This is a genomic window from Proteus sp. PR00224 (genome assembly GCF_016238105.1).
GTDB lineage: Bacteria > Pseudomonadota > Gammaproteobacteria > Enterobacterales > Enterobacteriaceae > Proteus.
In genome coordinates, this window is the sequence record NZ_JAEHQU010000001.1 from 340606 (window position 1) to 360312 (window position 19707).

Below are 19707 nucleotides of genomic sequence, written 5' to 3' on the forward strand. Positions count from 1 at the left end.
ATGGTGGGATTGCATGAATGGCCACTAATGTTTTTTACTGTTATCGGCCAAAGTGTTGCGGGTGCCTTTATTATTATGGGGTGCGCTATCCTTTCGGGTAAGCTTTCCGCAGAAATGAACCGAAAAGTGCATTACAGCATGTTTGGACTCTGGGCATTAATGGGTATTGGCTTCTTATTATCCATGATGCATATGGGAACCCCATTACGCGCATTTAACTCATTACTTCGTTTGGGTCACTCATCATTAAGTAATGAAATTGCTAGCGGTTCAATTTTCTTTGCGCTGGGAGGTATTTACTGGTTACTGGCTGTACTTAATAAAATGCCTGTTGCATTAGGCAAATTATGGGTCGCACTGGTTATGGTATTAGCTGCATTATTTATTACGGCTATCTCTCGTGTATACCAAATTGATACTGTTCCGACTTGGTATAACAGCTATACCACATTTAATTTTGTGCTAACGGCCTTTATCTGTGGTCCTGTTTTAGCGGCACTCTTAATGCGTATTGCAGGTTTTAATCTAAACTGTGTCAGTGCATTGCCATTACTCAGTGTTATCGCCATTCTTGTGAGTGCTATTGTGGCAACATCACAAGGTTTTGAATTAGGTTCTATTCAAACCTCTGTGCAAAAAGCGGTGGATTTAGTCCCTAACTATGGAGCTTTGATGGGGATTAAATTAGTGGCTTTAGTCTTAGGCTTGAGTTGTTGGATTGCCCCACTGTTACGTAAAAATAACCCTTCGATTGCTTTGTTAGCATTGGGCTTTATTTTAGTGTTTGCTGGTGAGTTTATAGGACGCGGCGTGTTCTATGGTTTACATATGACTGTCGGCATGGCAGTAGTGGGTTAATTAATTTCTCACCCATCTAAACCGCTGTAATAGTTAAAAAGCACACTCTTTTTATCTGTTATGGCGGTTTTCCTTTTATATTACGGTATCGCTCTTTTTTAATCTTCGTCATTATGTTTAGATAGAAAATCGCATATAGTAAAGACAATAAATCTAAGCGGATTATAAAAATATTATGGAACAACAACTTATTACTGATATTTCTCTCACTGCCCGTATTTTAGGCGCGGCTTTTTATTATGCACCTACTGAGAAAAGTGACATTGTCGAGCTGCTGTCTAGTCAAAAGTGGGTTGAAGAATGGCCTTATGGCAGTGATGAAGAAAAGCAACGCATTGCTAACCTTCTTTCACAAACCGCATTAGCGGAAGAAACTTTAGCACAGGCATATCAACGTTTATTTGTTGGCCCTTACGCACTGCCTGCGCCACCTTGGGGCTCTGTTTACCTTGATCATGAAAATGTATTATTCGGTAATTCAACATTAGATCTACGTGAATGGATGCTAGAAAATGGCATTGATATTGCGTTAACTCAAAATGAACCTGAAGATCATTTTGGTTTAATGGTGATGATGGTGGCATGGATTGCAGAAACTCGTCCTGAAAAATTAAATGAGCTATTAGCAGAACACCTTCTGCCGTGGGCTTATCGTTATTTAGAGAAGTTATCTCTGCAAGGTGCATTCCCTTATTATGAAGGTTTAGCTATGCTGGCGACATTAACGCTAAAAAACTGGCAATCTCTGCTAAATATCACCCCTGCTGAAAAACAGTTATTTTGCTAATAACTGTTTTACTAATAACAAAATAGCGTTATTAATAGATAGACCAGCCTTAATGGCTGGTTTATTATTTTAAGAGCTATAGAAATTTATTTAATCTTTTATTTAATTCTAATTCAATCACTGTCATTTTTTCTATCATTTCATCAAACCCCCAAGGCAACTGAGCATTTGGAAAAAGATCGTCCATATTATTCCAATCTTTTTTATATAATTTATATAGCTCACCTGTAGGCACTAATCTAAATTTCCCACTAAATTTAGGACAACATGCATCTTGGCTTTTTCTGTAAAATAGCCTTTGGAAAATTAAATTATCTCTATGTAGCTTTATATTAAAGCAATTTTCTTTATCGTTTTCATAAATCATCCAAATATCGTAAAGATGACGCGCATATTTATTAGCTAATTTAACGCCATTTCGTTTTTCACTTTTAAGAATGAGTTCATGAGTAGCATACATTTTTTCTACAACTGTTCTTTCTGGTTTTAATGCAATAACATTAAATTTCTCTTCTTTAAAAAAACTTATACAATCACCCAGCATATGGTTAATATGTATATGTTCAATTGGATGATTATTTGAACGACCGCCTGTTTCTAATAGAACGCGAGGTATTAGCATAATGTTCTTTTGGCAAACTCTGTGGATAATAAATAGCTAGGTTAAGAGGAAACTGACTCTCTATTTCAATTCTAATATTATTATCTAATAAACTAAGGTTATTTTTTAATTCTGGAGTTAATATTTCCTCAACAAACATTTTAGATTTCCTAGCCATATAGGAAATAAATGAATCGATAATCTTATTCTTTGCATTATTGTTTGGAACAGTATTGCTACACTCTAATAGCTCTAATGAAAAAGAGAGATCAATATCTTCAGACATTCTATTTATTAGATTAAAGCATTTTGATAAACTCGTTCCACCTTTAAATATTAATGCAGGTTCTACACATCCTAATTTAGGCTCAATGACAGTAAAGATGATTTTTAATATTTGACATATCCAAAAATCCTTTTCAATGATAAATGCTGGTAATTTTTCTGAATGAGATAAGGATGCTGCTAATAATGCCTCTTCTCGCTCTTTATTACTTAATTGAATAAATTGATTCATTTTTATTTTCTAATTTTACCGTAATCCATTCCATAGATTTAGGAAGTGCTTGCAAGAATGCTTGCTGAGCATCTAACGATAATAATGAAATAAATATATAGTGGATCTTATCTTCATATTTTTCAAAATTGTTTGCATTAAGGCCAGTTAAACATGACCATAACAGTAATGCATTTTTACGATCGTCAATATTTTGAATATGAAGGTGCTTAGTAAATTTACCCAAAGATTCTTTGTATTCAAGTTTTATTGGTAGATGATAAAAATCTGTTCTTATTCTCGCTGTGACAAAATATTTATACACCATAGGTAATTGTGTACTTAAACCTAAAGCATTCATTGCTGAAGTTGATGCCAATACATACTCTGCTTTTTTGGTTGATGTTATTGTTTTAATAACCTCTTCAGGATCTACGGGAATTTCGCCAAAACGTGATACTTTAGGGCGATAATAAGTTCCTTTACCCACTCGCTTAACAACACCTTCAGACATTAGCCTAACCATCTCTGCAGAAACTGCATTAGCTTTAGATATCAATTTTTTACGATCAATAATTTGCTCAAAAGTAAATACTTTTCCGAATCGTTGATGGGTAACATATTGACGCACTGAATGTGCAATATTGATCCTCATAACTCCTCCTATTTCTGTATATAAAGCATACATAAAGTTCAAAGTATTGTCATTAGTTGACAGTTTAACTTGTCATGTTATGACAGTTATTAATGTGTTTTATTAATAGCTATTTTTATACTTTTTTTACACTTCTCACCTCTCTTTTATCAACATCTTTACAGCCCATTCAGTACGCTCACTCAATCTAAATAGTAAAAGGATTGTTCTGATGCTGATATTCGGTGCTGTGACGTTAGTTGTTTTGCTCACTGCTTATCTTATCTATGTGTTATTCCACGCAGAGGCATTTTAAAAATGGCAACAACGATGTTGATCTATCTTGCTGTTTTTCTGATCACATTATTAGTGATGGGGAAAATGCTTGGACATTATTTAGCTCGCCTTATTGAAGGTGACTTACCTCATTGGGTTACTCAAACCGAACATGTTATTTGGCGTTGTTGTGGTTTTAAGCCCGCGGGAAAAGCAATCCAGCCGATGAGCTGGTATCACTATATGCTTGCCCTACTTATTTTTAACTTAATGGGCGCAATTCTATTATTTGTCATACTGCTTAACCAAGGGTATTTACCTTTAAACCCTCAATTTGCATCTAATATGAATTGGGACTTAGCGTTAAATACCACAATTAGCTTTATCACTAATACTAATTGGCAAGCTTACAGCGGTGAAACCGCAGTGAGTTATTTAAGCCAAATGACAGGGCTTGCGGTGCAAAACTTCTTATCTGCAACAACGGGTATTGCTGTCGCTTTTGTTTTAATTAGAGCGCTAACACAGTCCTCTTGTTCCTCATTAGGGAATGCATGGGTCGATATTGGGCGCATTACATTATATGTCCTACTCCCTTTATCAATTGTTTGGTCACTGTTATTTGTCAGCCAAGGGGTAATACAAAACTTTCACCCAGCGGTATTAAGCCAAGGTCTTGATGGTCAACAGCAATGGTTACCTATGGGGCCAGTTGCTTCTCAAGAAGCCATTAAATTATTAGGAACAAATGGCGGTGGCTATTTCGCGGCAAACTCTGCCCATCCTTACGAAAATCCAACATCATTAAGTAACTTCTTGCAGATACTTGCCATATTTCTTATTCCTACTGCCTTATGTTTTGCTTTTGGTCGTTTAAGTGGAGCACAACGCCAAGGTCATACCTTACTTTGGGCTATGACGTTAATTTTTATTGTTGCTGTTATTGTGGTCACTTGGGCTGAATGGCAAGGAAATCCAGAATTTATCTTTGCTGGTACAGATAGCTCGCTGAATATGGAAGGCAAAGAAACGCGCTTTGGCATAATAGGTAGCGCTATTTTTGTTGCTGTCACAACAGCAGCATCTTGTGGTGCAGTTAATGCCATGCATGACTCATTAACCGCTTTAGGTGGCATGGTGCCAATGTGGTTAATGCAAACAGGAGAAGTGGTATTTGGTGGTGTAGGATCAGGATTTTACGGCATGATCCTCTATGTATTATTAGCGGTGTTTATCGCTGGATTAATGGTTGGTCGAGCACCTGAATACCTTGGTAAAAAGATTGGTGTTGCCGAAATGAAATGGGTAGCGGTTGCTATTTTAATTTCTCCTGCCGTTGTTTTATTAGGTACAACCCTCGCCTTATTTACTGATGTTGGTCGTGAAGCCATTTTAAATCCAGGTCCTCATGGCTTTAGTGAAGTGTTATATGCCTTTACTTCTGCTGCTAATAATAACGGTAGTGCTTTTGCTGGGCTTAATGCCACCTCACCTTTTTACAATCTATTATTAGGGCTTTCCATGTTGATTGGTCGCTTTGGTGTCATGTTACCTGTTTTAGCTATCGCAGGTAGTTTAGCCGTGAAAAAGCGTCAGCCAGAAAGCTTGGCAACACTCTCTACCACTTCACCGCTATTTATTTTGTTATTGATCCTCACTGTATTAATGATCGGCGCTTTAACTTTTGTTCCGGCATTAGCACTTGGCCCTATTGCAGAACACCTACAGCTGTTCTGGGCTAAATAAGGAAACGTATCATGAAAAAAACTCAACTATTTGACAGAAAAACTGTGATATCGGCTTTCTTTGATGCGATAAAAAAATGTACGCCTCAAGCACAATGGCGTAACCCCGTTATGTTTATTGTTTATGTGGGTGCGCTCTTAACTACCGGAATTTGGATTGCTTCACTGTTAGGTTATCTTCCTGATGATAATCACTTTACTTCACAAGTCATGTTTTGGTTATGGGTGACATTGCTATTTGCCAATTTCGCTGAATCATTAGCAGAAAGTCGAAGCAAAGCACAAGCTGCTAGCTTACGAGGTGCTAAACAACAATCCAAAGCGATACGTTTACATCATGCAGACATTAATGCCTCGAAAGAAACCGTTGACTCTTTCTCATTGCATAAAGGTGATATCGTTTTAGTCAACGCTGGCGAAACTATTCCTTGTGATGGTGAAGTCATTGAAGGTGGTGCTTCTGTTGATGAAAGTGCGATTACGGGTGAATCAGCACCTGTTATTCGTGAATCAGGTGGCGATTTTTCTTCTGTGACTGGTGGCACTCGAGTATTGTCAGATTGGCTGATTATTCGCTGCACTGCTGAGGCAGGTAATTCATTTCTCGACCGCATGATTGGAATGGTAGAAGGTGCAAAGCGTAGAAAGACGCCGAATGAAGTTGCTTTGACCATCTTATTAACTGCACTGACGCTGATTTTCTTATTGGCTTGTATAACACTTTATCCATTTAGTGTGTTTGCTGTCGAATTTCAAGGTCATGGTGAGGTTATTTCTGTTGTCACTTTAATTGCTTTGTTGGTGTGTCTTATTCCCACAACGATTGGCGGCTTGCTTTCATCAATTGGTGTGGCGGGAATGAGCCGCATGTTAGATGCCAATGTGATTGCAACCAGTGGGCGTGCTGTTGAAGCCGCCGGTGATGTTGATGTCTTACTTCTTGATAAAACAGGCACGATTACACTCGGTAACCGTCAAGCTTCTCGTTTTATCCCTCTTTCGGGTATTAGCGAAAAACAACTTGCTGATGCAGCACAATTAAGCTCGCTTGCAGATGAAACGCCCGAAGGCAGAAGTATTGTGATCCTCGCTAAACAGCGTTTTAATTTGCGCGAACGTGATTTAGCATCAATTGGAGCTTCTTTTATTCCCTTCTCTGCAATGACAAGAATGAGTGGTGTCAATTTAGGAGAGCGCTTGATCCGCAAAGGTTCCGTTGATGCTATTCGTCGCCATATTGAAGTCAGTCACGGCCATTTTCCTGATGAAGTCACCGCGATAGTTGAGCAAGTAGCGAGATCCGGAGGAACACCGCTGGTGGTAGTGGAAAATCAGAAAATTTTAGGTGTTGTTGAACTTAAAGATATTGTGAAAGGTGGAATTAAAGAGCGCTTTGCTCAACTTCGCCAAATGGGTATAAAAACCGTCATGATCACCGGTGATAATCATCTTACGGCGGCGGCTATCGCAGCAGAATCTGGTGTTGATGATTTTCTGGCTGAAGCAACACCTGAAGCAAAACTGGCATTAATTCGCCAATATCAATCAGAAGGTCGATTAGTCGCAATGACGGGTGACGGTACTAATGATGCTCCAGCTTTGGCGCAAGCGGATGTCGCTGTTGCCATGAATTCAGGCACTCAAGCTGCCAAAGAAGCGGGAAATATGGTCGATTTAGACTCTAATCCAACAAAATTAATCGAAGTTGTGCATATTGGTAAACAAATGCTAATGACACGGGGCGCTTTAACCACATTTAGTATTTCCAACGATATCGCCAAATACTTCGCCATTATTCCTGCGGCTTTCGCTGTCACCTACCCACAGCTCAACATGCTTAATGTCATGAACTTACACTCACCAGCATCTGCCATGCTATCTGCGGTTATTTTTAATGCCTTAATCATTGTCTTTTTGATCCCTCTTGCCCTTAAAGGTGTGCATTATCGCCCTGTTTCTGCGCATTCATTATTGCGCCGTAACCTCTCTTTATATGGGATCAGCGGATTATTAGTCCCTTTTATTGGCATTAAAATCATCGATATGATCTTAGCGTTTATTGGGTTTTAAGGAGCTCTATATGCATCTATTTCGTTCATCCTTAGTAATGTTATTATTACTCACATTAATAACCGGACTCGCCTATCCTTTGCTTGTTACAGGATTAGCCAATCTTATTTTCCCATGGCAAGCGAATGGTTCATTGGTTTATCAAGATAACAAGCTCATTGGATCTGAATTTATTGGGCAACAATTTACACGGGATGATTATTTTAAAAGTCGTCCATCAATGACGTCAGAAATGCCCTATAACAGCATGGCTTCAGGCGCTAGCCAATTAGCATCTTCAAATCCATTATTGCTTAATGAGGTCACGAAACGCGTTCAAATGTGGCAAAAAGCGGTTGATAATGATCAGGCTGTTCCTGTTGATTTAGTGACCGCATCAGGGAGTGGACTTGATCCTCATATTTCATTACAAGCGGCCTATTACCAAGTTGAAAATATTGCACATTCTCGTCAACTCACTAAGGATGAGATTAAGCAATTAATAAAAGAGAATACGACAACACCATTAATCTCATTTTTAGGTGAGCCTGTGATTAATGTCTTTAAGCTTAATCAGGCACTTGATAGATTAAGTGCAGAAAAACATAAAAGAGTGAGTGTTCAATAAAATGGAACATGACCAACAATGGCAACGTCCCTCACCCGATGATTTACTCGCTTCAACGCGAACAACAACTCGTGGACGACTAAAAATATTTTTTGGGGCTTGTGCAGGTGTAGGGAAAACTTACACCATGTTGCAAGAAGCTCAACGCCTCCACCAGCAAGGTATTGATGTGCTTGCTGGTGTTGTCGAAACGCACCAAAGACAAGAAACGGCGGCATTACTTCACGGATTACCTTTATTGCCGCCACAACGTATTCATCATCATGGTAGAAAGCTTGTCGCATTTGATTTAGATGCCGCATTAGCCAGACACCCAGCGGTGATCTTAATGGATGAGCTGGCATTTAGTAACCCTCATAAATGCCGGCATCCTAAGCGTTGGCAAGATGTGGAAGAGCTGTTGGATGCAGGTATTGATGTACTTGCCACAATAAATGTGCAACACATTGAAAGTCTTAATGATATCGTGGGAAGTATTACAGGAATTCGTGTCCAAGAGACGATCCCTGACTATATTTTTGATAGTGCTGATGAAGTGGTTATGGTGGATTTACCGCCTGATGATCTACAACAACGGTTGCATGAAGGCAAAGTATATCTAGCTGGACAAGCAGAACGGGCCATCGAACACTTTTTTCGTAAAGGTAATTTAATCGCACTACGAGAATTAGCTTTACGCCGTATGGCAGATAGAGTTGATACACAAGTTAAAGAGTTTCGAGATAGCCAAGGAACGGCTCCTGTTTGGCACACCACAGATAGTCTGATGGTATGCCTTGGTGCTCATGGCGGTAACGACAAATTAGTTCGCACGGCAGCGCGTTATGCTGCCGCTTTTGGTTGCCAATGGCATGCTATTTATGTTGAAACCCCTAAGCTTCATCAAATTGGAGAGCATAAACGTCGAGCTATTTTACACTCGCTAAAACTGGCACAACATCTAGGTGCAAGAACCGCGATCCTTTCTGATAATCAAGCTGAAAAAGCGGTGATCCGCTACGCCAGAGAGCATAATCTTGGAAAAGTGATTATTGGTCAACGTGCTTACCAAAAATGGCAATGGTTAAAACGTTGGATACGGATGCGTTTTGCAGAAAAATTAGCACGTTATGCACCCGACCTCCATGTTATTAGTGTTGCTCTCAATGATGAGGACATTCGTTATAAAACCAAAACAGCACCACTGCAAAATGATAAATGGCGACAAGAGATAAAAGGCTATTTAACAGCGATTGGATTATGTTTAGCGATAACCTTATTCTCTCGCACATTTCTATTAGCCCTTGATAAAGCCAACTTAGTGACACTCTATTTATTGGGTGTTGTATTAATTGCACTCTTTTTTGGTCGTCGTCCTTCTATTTTTGCAGCATTAATCAACGTTATTAGTTTTGACTTATTTTTTGTACAGCCCCACTTTTCACTCGCTGTACTCGACATGCAATATTTGATCACTTTCACCGTCATGCTTATTGTAGGATTAGTGGTCGGTAATTTAACTGCGGGTATGCGTTATCAAACTCGTGTCGCCCGTTATCGAGAACAACGCACTCGCCACTTATTTGAAATGACAAGAGAACTGGGTCGAGCGGTAACGTTACAAGACGTTGTTCGTACCAGTTACCATTTTTTATCAAGTGCGTTTGATGCCAAAGTTTGCTTATTGCTTCCCAACAAACAAGGTGAATTAACACCTTTTTATGCGCAAGGTATGGGGCATTTACCTATTGATAATGCAATTGCACGTTGGTGTTGTGATAAAGACCAAATTGCTGGTGCAGGCACAGATACTCTGCCAAGTGTGCCTTATCAATTGCATCCGATTACAGCATCTCAACAAGTTTTAGCTATTTTAGCGATTGAACCGAATAATCTTCGCCAACTGCTGATACCTGAACAACAGCAGCTATTGCAAACTTTTAATGGTTTGATTGCTAATGCACTCGAGAGATTACAACAGGCTGAAATTGCAGAACAATCTCGAATTAACATCGAACGAGAACAATTAAGAAATGCATTATTGGCTGCGCTTTCTCATGATTTAAAAACACCGCTTACTGTTCTTTTTGGACAATCAGAGATTTTACTTCTCGATTTAAGCGCTGAAGGTTCATCTCATACAGAACAAGTTAGCCAAATTCGACAACAGATCCTTACCACCTCACGCTTGGTCAATAATTTACTTGATATGGCACGTATTCAATCTGGCGGCATTCAAGTGAATTTACAATGGAATTCGTTGCAAGAAATTACAGGAAGTGCCATTCGTTCTCTCTCTTATTTACTTGAAAAACATCCATTAGAAATTGATATTTCCGCTGATTTATTGCTCTATTGCGATGGTAATTTAATTGAACGAGTTATCACGAACTTACTTGAAAATGCAGTGAAATATACGACATCAAGCACAAAGATTGGAGTAAGAGCCTATATTGAAGCTTCTAAAATTCATGTTGAAGTGTGGGATGAAGGCGATGGTATTCCAACTGACCAACTACAACTTATTTTTAATAAATTTTCACGCGCAGTAAAAGAATCCGCAATTCCTGGTGTTGGATTAGGTCTAGCAATATGTAGCGCGATTATTCGCTTACATGAAGGTGAAATCTGGGCTGAAAACCTTAATTTGTCGGAAAACCATAAAAAAGGTGGAGCAAGTTTCCACTTTGTTTTACCTTTAAAATCACTCCCTGATATTGATGAGATTGAAATAAAACAGTGACTCCATATAACATTTTAATTATTGAAGATGAAAAAGAGATCTTACGCTTTGTTCGGCTTGCTTTAGAGAACGAAGGATTTCGTGTTTATGAAGCCAATGAATGTCAACGTGGGTTAATTGAAGCCGCATCAAGAAAACCTGATTTAGTCATTCTTGATCTGGGTTTACCTGATAAAGATGGGCTGTGTTTTATTCAAGACTTTCGCCAATGGAGTAGTACACCCGTTATCGTACTTTCAGCGCGAGATTCGGAACAAGATAAAGTGAAAGCGCTTGATGCAGGAGCGGACGACTATCTGACTAAACCCTTTGGCATCAGTGAACTACTCGCCAGAGTCAGAGCATCACTACGCCGTTTTGTTAAACAAGAAACACAGAGCACACAATTTACGTTTGGCGATATTACAATTGATTGGGTTAATCGTATTGTTACTCGTCAAAATGAACCCGTTCATTTAACACCAACAGAATTTCGTTTGCTAAGCGAATTGGTTAATAACAGCGGTAAAGTGCTTACTCAACGGCATTTAATGCAACATGTTTGGGGACCAAATTTCGTTGAACACAGTCACTATTTGCGCATTTATATGGGACATTTACGCCAAAAACTAGAAACCGATCCCGCATGTCCAGTGCATTTAATGACAGAAACGGGGATCGGCTATCGATTTATGCCTTAATATTTTCTATAACATAATGACATTAAGCCATTGCCGAAATGGTTTTTCTAAAACGTAATAATGCTAATGAAAAAAACACAGAGCCAATAACAATTAAGATAATGAATTGTGGCCACACAATCGAGAAGTCAGCACCACGATATAAAATAGCCTGAGCTAAGCTAACAAAGTGTGTAGTTGGCATTGTTTGCATTACATCCTGTACAAACTGGGGCATACTTTCTCGTGATGTCATCCCTCCTGATAACATATTTAATGGCAACAATACCATAATCATCAATAAACCAAATTGAGGCATTGAGCGAGCCATTGTTCCTAAAAAAATGCCTATTGAGGTTGTCGCAAATAAGCTTAAAGCAACACCACACATAAACAGTAGAACAGAACCTTCGATAGGAACATGAAGTAAAGATTTCACGACTAAGACCAGCGACATAGCTGATGCCAATAATACAACCAATCCCATTGACCATATCTTAGAAAGCATGATTTCAAAGGGAGTTACAGGCATAACCAGTAAGTGCTCAATGGTGCCATGCTCTCGCTCTCTTATTAATGCTGCTCCTGTTAATACTATCGATAACATAGTGATATTATTGATAATTGCCATAACAGAACCAAACCAAGATTGTGTCAGATTCGGGTTGAAACTCATTCTAACTTCCAAATCAACAGGCAGTGGATCGTTGGTTCTATTTTTCGCTAAAAAGGTTTTTGCTTCACCCATTACAATATTTTGAATATAGCTATTACCTAAAAAAGCTTGGCTCATTCTCGTTGCATCAATATTAACTTGTATTTCAGGTTTTCGACCTGCTAAGAGATCACGCTGAAAATTAGGCGGAATATCGAGTGCAAAGGTATAAGCTCCTCTATCTAATAAACCATCAATTTGCTCAGGAGTAATCTCAGCTGGAGGTAAGAAATAAGGCATATAAAAACTATTTACAATACGTGCAGATAGCTGAGATTTATCTTGATCAGCAACAGCAATCGGCGCGTGATGCAACGAACCGGGTGTAACAGTTGCTGATGAATAAATAGACACAGTAAAAGCAAACACAATTAACGCCAACATCGCTTTATCACGAGAGAGACTACGTAGCTCTTTTACGCCTAAATTAAACACATTTTGAATTGTGCGCCACATTTAAGCCTCCTGCTTTTTCAAGAAAAAGATACTCAACCCAATAACAATTGGGATAGTGATAAGCAAAGGAATAAAAGACCAAGGTAAATCAAAAAGGTTTAATCCCTTAGAGAATGTTCCTCTTGAGATAGTTAAAAAGTGAGATGTAGGATAAATATGCCCTATCCATTTACCTATACCTTCCAGTGACGAAACAGGATCAATCATTCCTGAAAATTGTGTTGCTGGAATTAAGGTAATAATTGAAGTACCAAAAATGGCTGCAATCTGACTTTTCATAAAGCAAGAAATGAGTAATCCCATTCCAGTAGCAATGGTGATATAGAGTAATGCACCTAAAGAAAGCGTTAACATACTCCCTTTAAAACTTACCCCAAACACAAAGACAGAAAGCGCACAGAGCATAAAAAAGTTAAACATACCCAACAAGATGTAAGGAAATTGCTTGCCTAGCAAAAATTCTGCTTTGGTGATAGGTGTAACATAAAGATTAATAATAGAACCCAGCTCTTTTTCACGAACGACACTCAATGCACTTAACATTGCAGGGATCATCATCAATAACAGTGGAATAACTGCTGGTACAATGGCGGGTAAACTTTTTACATCAGGATTATAGCGATAACGGGTTTCTATATTAATAGGTGATAATTTATCAACCACATTAGTTGGTTGACGCATAGCCATATCAAGCATCCATGTTGTATGCATTGCCTGAATATAACCGCGAACAGTTTCAGCCCGATTAGGCATTGCGCCATCAATCCAGACACCTATTTTTACAGTATGGCCTTTGGCAACATCTCGCGCAAAGTTAGGAGGAATTTCAATCGCAACCGTAATATCACCACTACGCAACCGCTTTTCCAGTTGGTCATAATCGGTGATAGGTGCCTTTTCAATAAAATAACGAGAGCCTGAAAGGTTTTGGCTATATGCCTGACTTAACCCTGTTTTATCTCTATCCATAATACCGAAGCGTAGATTTTCTACATCTAGACTAATACCGTAACCCATAATAAACATCAAGATCACCGTACCTAATAGCGCTAAAGTAAGGCGTACCGGATCTCGGCGTAATTCCATACCTTCACGAATACTATAGCTAAATAAACGCCGTAAACTAAATCGTTGCTTTAACGCTTTTTCTGCACTTTCATGACTAGATGCTGGAAGTTGTAGGCTTTTTTCATCAAGTTCAGGTGCCTCTTGTTCACCTGATGCCTTTTTAAGGTAATCAATAAAGACTTCTTCAAGCGTATCAAATTGGCTATTTTTAACTAAATTTTCAGGTGTATCTGTGACTAATACTTTACCAGCATGCATCAGCGACATTCGGTCACAACGTGCCGCTTCATTCATAAAGTGAGTTGAGATAAAAATAGTGACACCGTCACGTCTTGATAGGTCAACCATCAAATTCCAGAACATATCTCGCGCAATGGGATCAACCCCTGAAGTTGGTTCATCCAATATCAACATTTCAGGTTTATGGATAACAGCAACGGCGAGCGACAAACGCTGACGAATGCCTAATGGCAAACCATCAGGCATTATTTCTTCAACATCCGTTAAATTAAAACGCTCACTCATTTCCCTAACACGTTGAGGAATTTCCTCTTCTGGAATATGAAAAAGCTTGGCGTGTAATTCAAGGTTTTGTCGTACAGTCAATTCACTGTAAAGTGAAAATGCTTGAGACATATAGCCAACACGACGACGTGTTTCAATATCTTTAGGATCAACTTCTTGACCAAATAACCAAGCTCGCCCTTCACTCGCTTCGAGTAAACCTGTCAGCATTTTCATAGTAGTTGATTTACCACAACCATTCGATCCTAAGAATCCAAAAATTTCTCCTTTAGGAATACGAAAGCTTACATGGTCTACTGCAACAAATTGCCCAAAACGCATGGTTAAATCTTGTGCTTCAATGGCGATAGTATCATCGTCACTTTTATCTCTTGGAGGGATAATCACTTTTTGATGATCTTTCTTTTTCTCTTCTGGCAATAACTCGATAAAAGCAGCTTCTAGTTCATCAGTATGAGTTTGGGCTTTTAATTCATCGGCATGGCCTGTTGCTAATATTTTTCCGGCATCCATAGCAACCAACCAATCAAAACGTTCAGCTTCTTCCATATAAGCGGTCGCTACTAATACGCTCATATTTTTTTGACGCTTACGTATACGATTAATTAATTCCCAAAATTGCGCGCGGGATAACGGGTCAACCCCAGTAGTGGGTTCATCGAGAATAAGTAACTCTGGATCGTGAATAAGCGCACAACATAAACCCAGTTTTTGTTTCATTCCTCCAGAAAGTTTACCCGCAGGCCTATCACGGAATGGGGCTAAACCCGTACTTTCAAGTAAATCATTTATGCGTTCTGCCCGCTCTTGTTTTGATTGACCAAATAAACGACCAAAAAAATCCACATTTTCAAAAACAGAAAGTGTGTGATAAAGATTTTTACCTAATCCTTGAGGCATATAAGCAATACGAGGACAAACAGCTCTTCGGTGTTCAACATCATTCATATCACCGTTTAAAACAATTATTTGCCCAGTTTGGATTTCTCTCGCACCAGCAATAAGAGAGATCAAGCTCGATTTCCCTACACCATCAGGGCCAATTAGCCCGACCATTTTTCCAGCAGGAATAGCCAATGTCACATCATCAAGCGCTTTGGTATCGCCATAATGTTGGGATACATGAGTCAATTCAATGATATGAGAATGACTTTGCGTTCTCATTGTTTGACTCATTGCGGTAATTTCACCTCTAAATCAGTTGGCCAAGATTGGTTATTATCTAATCTAATATAAGCACGACCCGGTAATCCTGTTTTGACATATTCAAGGTGTTTTTCAAGTAATTCAGGTGCAATACGCGCTCTTACACGAAACATGAGTTTTAATCGTTCATTATCAGTTTCAACAGTTTTTGGTGTAAATTGAGCGACACTAGCAACGTAGGTTGTTTTTGCAGGAATAACGATATGAGGTGCCGCATCTAAAATAATGTGAACTTCACTTCCTAATGCAGCTTTACCAGCGGCTTCTGTTGGTAAAAAGAACGTCATATAAACATCACTTAAATCGACCATATTTAATACACGGCCGCCAGCGCCTAAAACTTCACCAGGCTCTGCGACACGATACTGAACACGACCATTACGCGGTGCTTTTAAAATACTGTCATCCAATTCTGCTAAGATGCGTCTTTCGGTTGCCGTTGCAGCATCCACTTTTGTATTAGCTTGAATGATCCCCGCTTTTGCCGATTCTATTGCAGCAATGGTTGCGGTTTCTTGAGCCTTAGCTGCTTCAACCGCCGCTCTTGCTCCTTCTGTTCTTGCAATATCATCATCTAATTGTTGAATAGAAATAGCATTAGTTTTTACTAATGCACGAGAACGATTAAGTCTTTTTTGTGCAGCATCAAGCTCCGCAATACGTTGACGAACAACTGCCTGAGCTGCAAGTTGTTCACTTTTACGTTGTGATAATGCAGATTGTGCAGTGACCACACTGCTTTTTGCTTGGTTTAATTGAGCTTGAACTTCATGAAGTTGTTCTTTAAGTGTTCGAGTGTCCATATTTGCTAACACTTCACCCGCTTTAACAAAATCACCTTCTTGAACTAAAATAGAGTCTATTCTTCCCGGACTCTTTGTTGAAATATCGATTTCTGTTGCTTCTATTCTCCCATTACTTTGAGCAAATCCTGAAGGAAGTGTTGGTGCTTGAGATTTCCACCAAAAAATTCCCGCAGCAACAACCGCGACAAGAATGATGCTATAAATAAAAAAACGACTCTTTTTTTGATTTTTCATATAAATTATTTAACCTTCCTTTAGCCATAAAAGAATACCAAAAATATGTTTATCCGCTGTATGTAAGAAAATAGTTAAATAATGAGACGTATTAATTTTTATTTTTTATTTATATTTAAAAATAGTTCATTTGTATTGATAAAGCTAACGCACTCACTATAAAAAAATAAAATATTAAAAGCTAACCTTATGAATTATAAATGTTATGTCATTATAATAGAGCCTTAACCCAAATTAATGTAGTACTTTTATCACATAATCTACCATCTATTTTTGATTATTCGAGGAAACACACAAATTGTATATAGAAAGTTAGTTTTCGTTACATTAAAATACAAATGAAATAATAACAAAACGTTATCAAATATTAATCAATATTAAAATAAAACTTAATTTTTTGATAAAACCCCAATTAATAACCGAATTATCCCTAATTTAAAATTATCAAAAATTGTATTTATTATATTATTTAATAAATTTTATATTTTAAATTTCATAATATAAAATAAAAACAAAAAGTAAAAATAACATTATTATTTTTATTCTTAAAAAAATACTATTAGCTACGTCTTATATTTATTATCTTAATTAAACAAAGAAACATTAAAAATATACACCCCATTAACTTTTCCATTTAAAAAATAACGAAATCAGTCTATTACATGATGAAGATCGATAATTTAAAAAGAAAGTTGAGTGTTCAGACCACTTACACTTTAAACTTTTTATATAGTGATTATTGCAGTTAGTTATCAAAGTACTTTGATGTAGTTAATTAGAATTTAAGATCAAGATCGTAAAATCCATATGATGATACCACGTCAATTTTAATTAAAAACAAGAAGGGTTATATGAATAATATTAAGTATAAACTCGCTACAATAACACTTTGCACACTGTTTGCTACCTCTGTTTTCGCAAATACTGATACCCCTATTCGCCTTGTAATTCATGGTGGTGCAGGAACAATTACTAAAGACACCATCACACCAGAACAAGAAAAAGAATATAAAGAAAAACTAACTGAAGCATTAAATGCTGGATATGCTGTTTTAAATAGTGGAGGTACCAGCATAGAAGCTGTTCAAAAATCCATTAATGTGATGGAAGATTCCCCCTTATTTAATGCAGGGAAAGGTGCCGTTTTTACCCATGATGGTCGTAATGAACTTGATGCTTCTATTATGGATGGTAAAACCCGTAAAGCTGGCGCTGTTGCGGGTGTAACTACGGTTAAAAATCCAATTAACGCAGCTATTGCAGTGATGGAAAAAAGTCCACATGTTATGATGGTTTCTAATGGTGCTGATCTTTTTGCTAAAGAACAAGGGCTTACAATTGTTGATCCTTCCTATTTTAGGACTGAACATCGTTGGCAACAACTTCAAAAAGCAATAGAGAAAGAACAAGTCGTTTTAGACCATGATGGTAAAACAGCTGCTCTTTTTGTTGATCCTATGATGTACGATTATAAATATGGCACTGTTGGTGCAGTTGCTCTTGACCAACATGGCAACTTGGCAGCGGGAACTTCGACGGGAGGCATGACAAACAAGCGTTATGGCCGAGTTGGTGATTCCCCAATTATTGGTGCGGGTAATTATGCTGATAATGAAACCGTTGCTGTATCTGCAACAGGATCTGGTGAAATGTTTATCAGAACATTAACGGCATTTAATATCGCAGCCCAAGTTAAATATAAAAATTTACCTTTAGAAGAAGCTGCTCAAAATGCACTTGATGAAGTTAAAGCGATTGATGGTAGTGGCGGTGTTATCGTATTAGATAAAACAGGTAACTACACAATGAGTTTTAATTCTGAAGGTATGTATCGTGGCACGATTGGTAATGATGGAAAGCCAGTTGTTGCCATTTATAAAGAGTAAATTTAAACGGTTATTTTTCTATTTCGTACCCAATATTTATGTTTGATCTTCTCCTTTTCTAAAAAGAAAAAAGATAAAAACATTGGGTACGAAACCCATAATATAAGCCTATTCCCCCCTTATTTCCTGCATTCTATCTTAAATCTATTTAACATTATTTTTATCATTAACGCGCTCCGATTATTACCCCCCAAAAAAAGCTCATTTAATAAACGATATGATGGTAAAGCATACAAGATCGATTCTACTTATTAAAATGATCCTTTGAAAAAGTAGCTTTTTTCTTTTTTGGATCTGTTAGAATATTCATCATGGTTATGTTGATTTAATAAGGAAATCACAGTGGAATTTCACCACGACGATCAGGATTTAACACCCGAAACATCGCTAGTGTTGTCTGAAAAACAAGCAATATTGGATCTGAATGCAACATTCACCTCGCCTGCTCATACTAACCCTGCAATGGCATATTTAATGAGTTTAGGTTCAAAACGTAGTCGTCAAACAATGGGATCGTTTCTAACTATTGTTGCCAAAATGATCGGTTTCTCATCTCTTAAAAATTGCCAATGGGGAGCACTTCGTCGTCATCATATTCAAGCAATTATTGATATGTTGTCTGATGCCAATAAAGCCCCCGCCACTATCAATACTTATCTTGCTGCCTTAAAAGGTGTTGCTTTAGAAGCTTGGGCAATGAAACAAATGGATACTGAAAGTTATCAGCATATCCGCCAAGTTAAATCGGTAAGAGGAAGTCGGTTACCCAAAGGGCGTGCACTAACTAGCAGTGAAATCCGTGCTTTATTTAGAAGTTGTGAAAAAGACAATTCATCGAAAGGTTTAAGAGATGCCGCAATATTAAGCGTGCTATTAGGTTGTGGATTACGTCGCTCAGAAATTGTGGCTCTAAATTACGAACATATTCAGTTTCGTGATCAAGCCTTTATTGTCAGGGGTAAAGGTAATAAAGAACGCATGTCTTATATGCCTGATGATACTTGGGATCGTGTTCAATTATGGATCGATGAAATAAGAGGTACTCAAGATGGCGCCCTTTTTACTCGAATTCGTCGGTTCGATGATGTTACTGATGAGCGAATAACAGACCAAGCCATTTACTATATTTTAGAAATACGCCAACAAGAAAGTGGTATTGATAAATTTGCTCCCCATGATTTGAGAAGAACCTTTGCTTCAGCAATGCTTGATAACGGTGAAGATATTGTCACGGTAAAAGATGCTATGGGACATGCCAGTATTATGACAACTCAGCGTTATGATAGACGTGGAGATGATCGACTAAGAAAAGCGGCTCGACATTTACGTTTTTAGTCTGAAAAATACCCAATTTAA

Annotated in this window: 15 protein-coding genes; 9 read left to right on the forward strand and 6 right to left on the reverse strand. The window is 38.0% G+C overall.

Going from position 1 to position 19707, the window contains the following annotated elements:
• Together JEP71_RS01625 and dmsD are read left to right on the forward strand one after the other, a co-directional pair.
• Nucleotides 1–858 carry a DmsC/YnfH family molybdoenzyme membrane anchor subunit gene (locus JEP71_RS01625; RefSeq protein ID WP_198625646.1) on the forward strand — a complete coding sequence of 286 codons (858 nt, stop codon included), beginning with the start codon at nt 1–3 and terminating at the stop codon, nt 856–858.
• 175 nt (nt 859–1033) lie between these two features.
• Entirely contained in the window at nt 1034–1645 is a 612-nt protein-coding gene (gene dmsD, locus JEP71_RS01630; protein WP_102086684.1) for a Tat proofreading chaperone DmsD, read from the forward strand.
• Between the two features lie 76 nt (nt 1646–1721).
• Here the strand turns inward: dmsD and JEP71_RS01635 are convergent, their stop codons facing one another.
• From JEP71_RS01635 to JEP71_RS01645, 3 genes are read right to left on the reverse strand one after another with little or no spacing between them, the layout of a single operon-like run.
• Complete coding sequence (locus JEP71_RS01635) at nt 1722–2267, reverse strand: nucleotidyl transferase AbiEii/AbiGii toxin family protein (protein ID WP_198625647.1); 546 nt, start codon at nt 2265–2267, stop codon at nt 1722–1724.
• On the reverse strand, nt 2221–2763 hold the full coding sequence (locus JEP71_RS17635) for a nucleotidyl transferase AbiEii/AbiGii toxin family protein (protein ID WP_198625648.1): 543 nt from the start codon (nt 2761–2763) through the stop codon (nt 2221–2223). Before JEP71_RS17635 ends, JEP71_RS01635 begins: the two co-directional genes overlap by 47 nt.
• Complete coding sequence (locus JEP71_RS01645; protein WP_102086682.1) at nt 2738–3397, reverse strand: DUF6088 family protein; 660 nt, start codon at nt 3395–3397, stop codon at nt 2738–2740. Before JEP71_RS01645 ends, JEP71_RS17635 begins: the two co-directional genes overlap by 26 nt.
• A 297-nt stretch (nt 3398–3694) precedes the next feature.
• On the opposite strand from JEP71_RS01645, the gene kdpA reads away from it, so the two are divergent.
• From kdpA to kdpE, 5 genes are read left to right on the forward strand one after another with little or no spacing between them, the layout of a single operon-like run.
• Nucleotides 3695–5398, forward strand: a complete 1704-nt coding sequence (kdpA, locus tag JEP71_RS01650; protein WP_198625649.1) for a potassium-transporting ATPase subunit KdpA — start codon at nt 3695–3697, stop codon at nt 5396–5398.
• A gap of 11 nt (nt 5399–5409) precedes the next feature.
• The gene (gene kdpB, locus JEP71_RS01655; protein WP_102086680.1) at nt 5410–7467 is read left to right on the forward strand and encodes a potassium-transporting ATPase subunit KdpB; all 2058 of its coding nucleotides are present in this window, start codon (nt 5410–5412) and stop codon (nt 7465–7467) included.
• Between the two features lie 10 nt (nt 7468–7477).
• Complete coding sequence (gene kdpC, locus JEP71_RS01660) at nt 7478–8074, forward strand: potassium-transporting ATPase subunit KdpC (RefSeq protein WP_102086679.1); 597 nt, start codon at nt 7478–7480, stop codon at nt 8072–8074.
• A gap of 1 nt (nt 8075) precedes the next feature.
• Nucleotides 8076–10796 carry a two-component system sensor histidine kinase KdpD gene (kdpD, locus tag JEP71_RS01665; RefSeq protein ID WP_198625650.1) on the forward strand — a complete coding sequence of 907 codons (2721 nt, stop codon included), beginning with the start codon at nt 8076–8078 and terminating at the stop codon, nt 10794–10796.
• A complete protein-coding gene (gene kdpE / locus JEP71_RS01670; RefSeq protein ID WP_100158294.1) occupies nt 10793–11476 on the forward strand; it encodes a two-component system response regulator KdpE in 684 nt (227 codons plus the stop codon). The genes kdpD and kdpE overlap by 4 nt, the downstream gene beginning before the upstream one ends.
• Nucleotides 11477–11498: 22 nt before the next feature.
• Here kdpE and JEP71_RS01675 read toward each other — a convergent pair whose 3' ends face one another.
• The 3 genes from JEP71_RS01675 to JEP71_RS01685 are packed head-to-tail and all read right to left on the reverse strand — an operon-like array spanning nt 11499 to nt 16465.
• Nucleotides 11499–12626, reverse strand: coding sequence for an ABC transporter permease (locus JEP71_RS01675; protein WP_102086676.1), 1128 nt, complete (start codon nt 12624–12626; stop codon nt 11499–11501).
• The gene (gene rbbA, locus JEP71_RS01680) at nt 12627–15383 is read right to left on the reverse strand and encodes a ribosome-associated ATPase/putative transporter RbbA (protein WP_180949084.1); all 2757 of its coding nucleotides are present in this window, start codon (nt 15381–15383) and stop codon (nt 12627–12629) included.
• A gap of 8 nt (nt 15384–15391) precedes the next feature.
• Entirely contained in the window at nt 15392–16465 is a 1074-nt protein-coding gene (locus JEP71_RS01685; RefSeq protein ID WP_102086674.1) for an HlyD family secretion protein, read from the reverse strand.
• 851 nt (nt 16466–17316) lie between these two features.
• Here JEP71_RS01685 and JEP71_RS01690 point away from each other — a divergent pair.
• Both JEP71_RS01690 and JEP71_RS01695 read left to right on the forward strand, forming a co-directional pair.
• Nucleotides 17317–18351, forward strand: a complete 1035-nt coding sequence (locus tag JEP71_RS01690; RefSeq protein WP_102086673.1) for an isoaspartyl peptidase/L-asparaginase family protein — start codon at nt 17317–17319, stop codon at nt 18349–18351.
• A gap of 342 nt (nt 18352–18693) precedes the next feature.
• Nucleotides 18694–19686, forward strand: a complete 993-nt coding sequence (locus tag JEP71_RS01695) for a tyrosine-type recombinase/integrase (RefSeq protein WP_198619482.1) — start codon at nt 18694–18696, stop codon at nt 19684–19686.
• Nucleotides 19687–19707 lie beyond the last annotated feature (21 nt).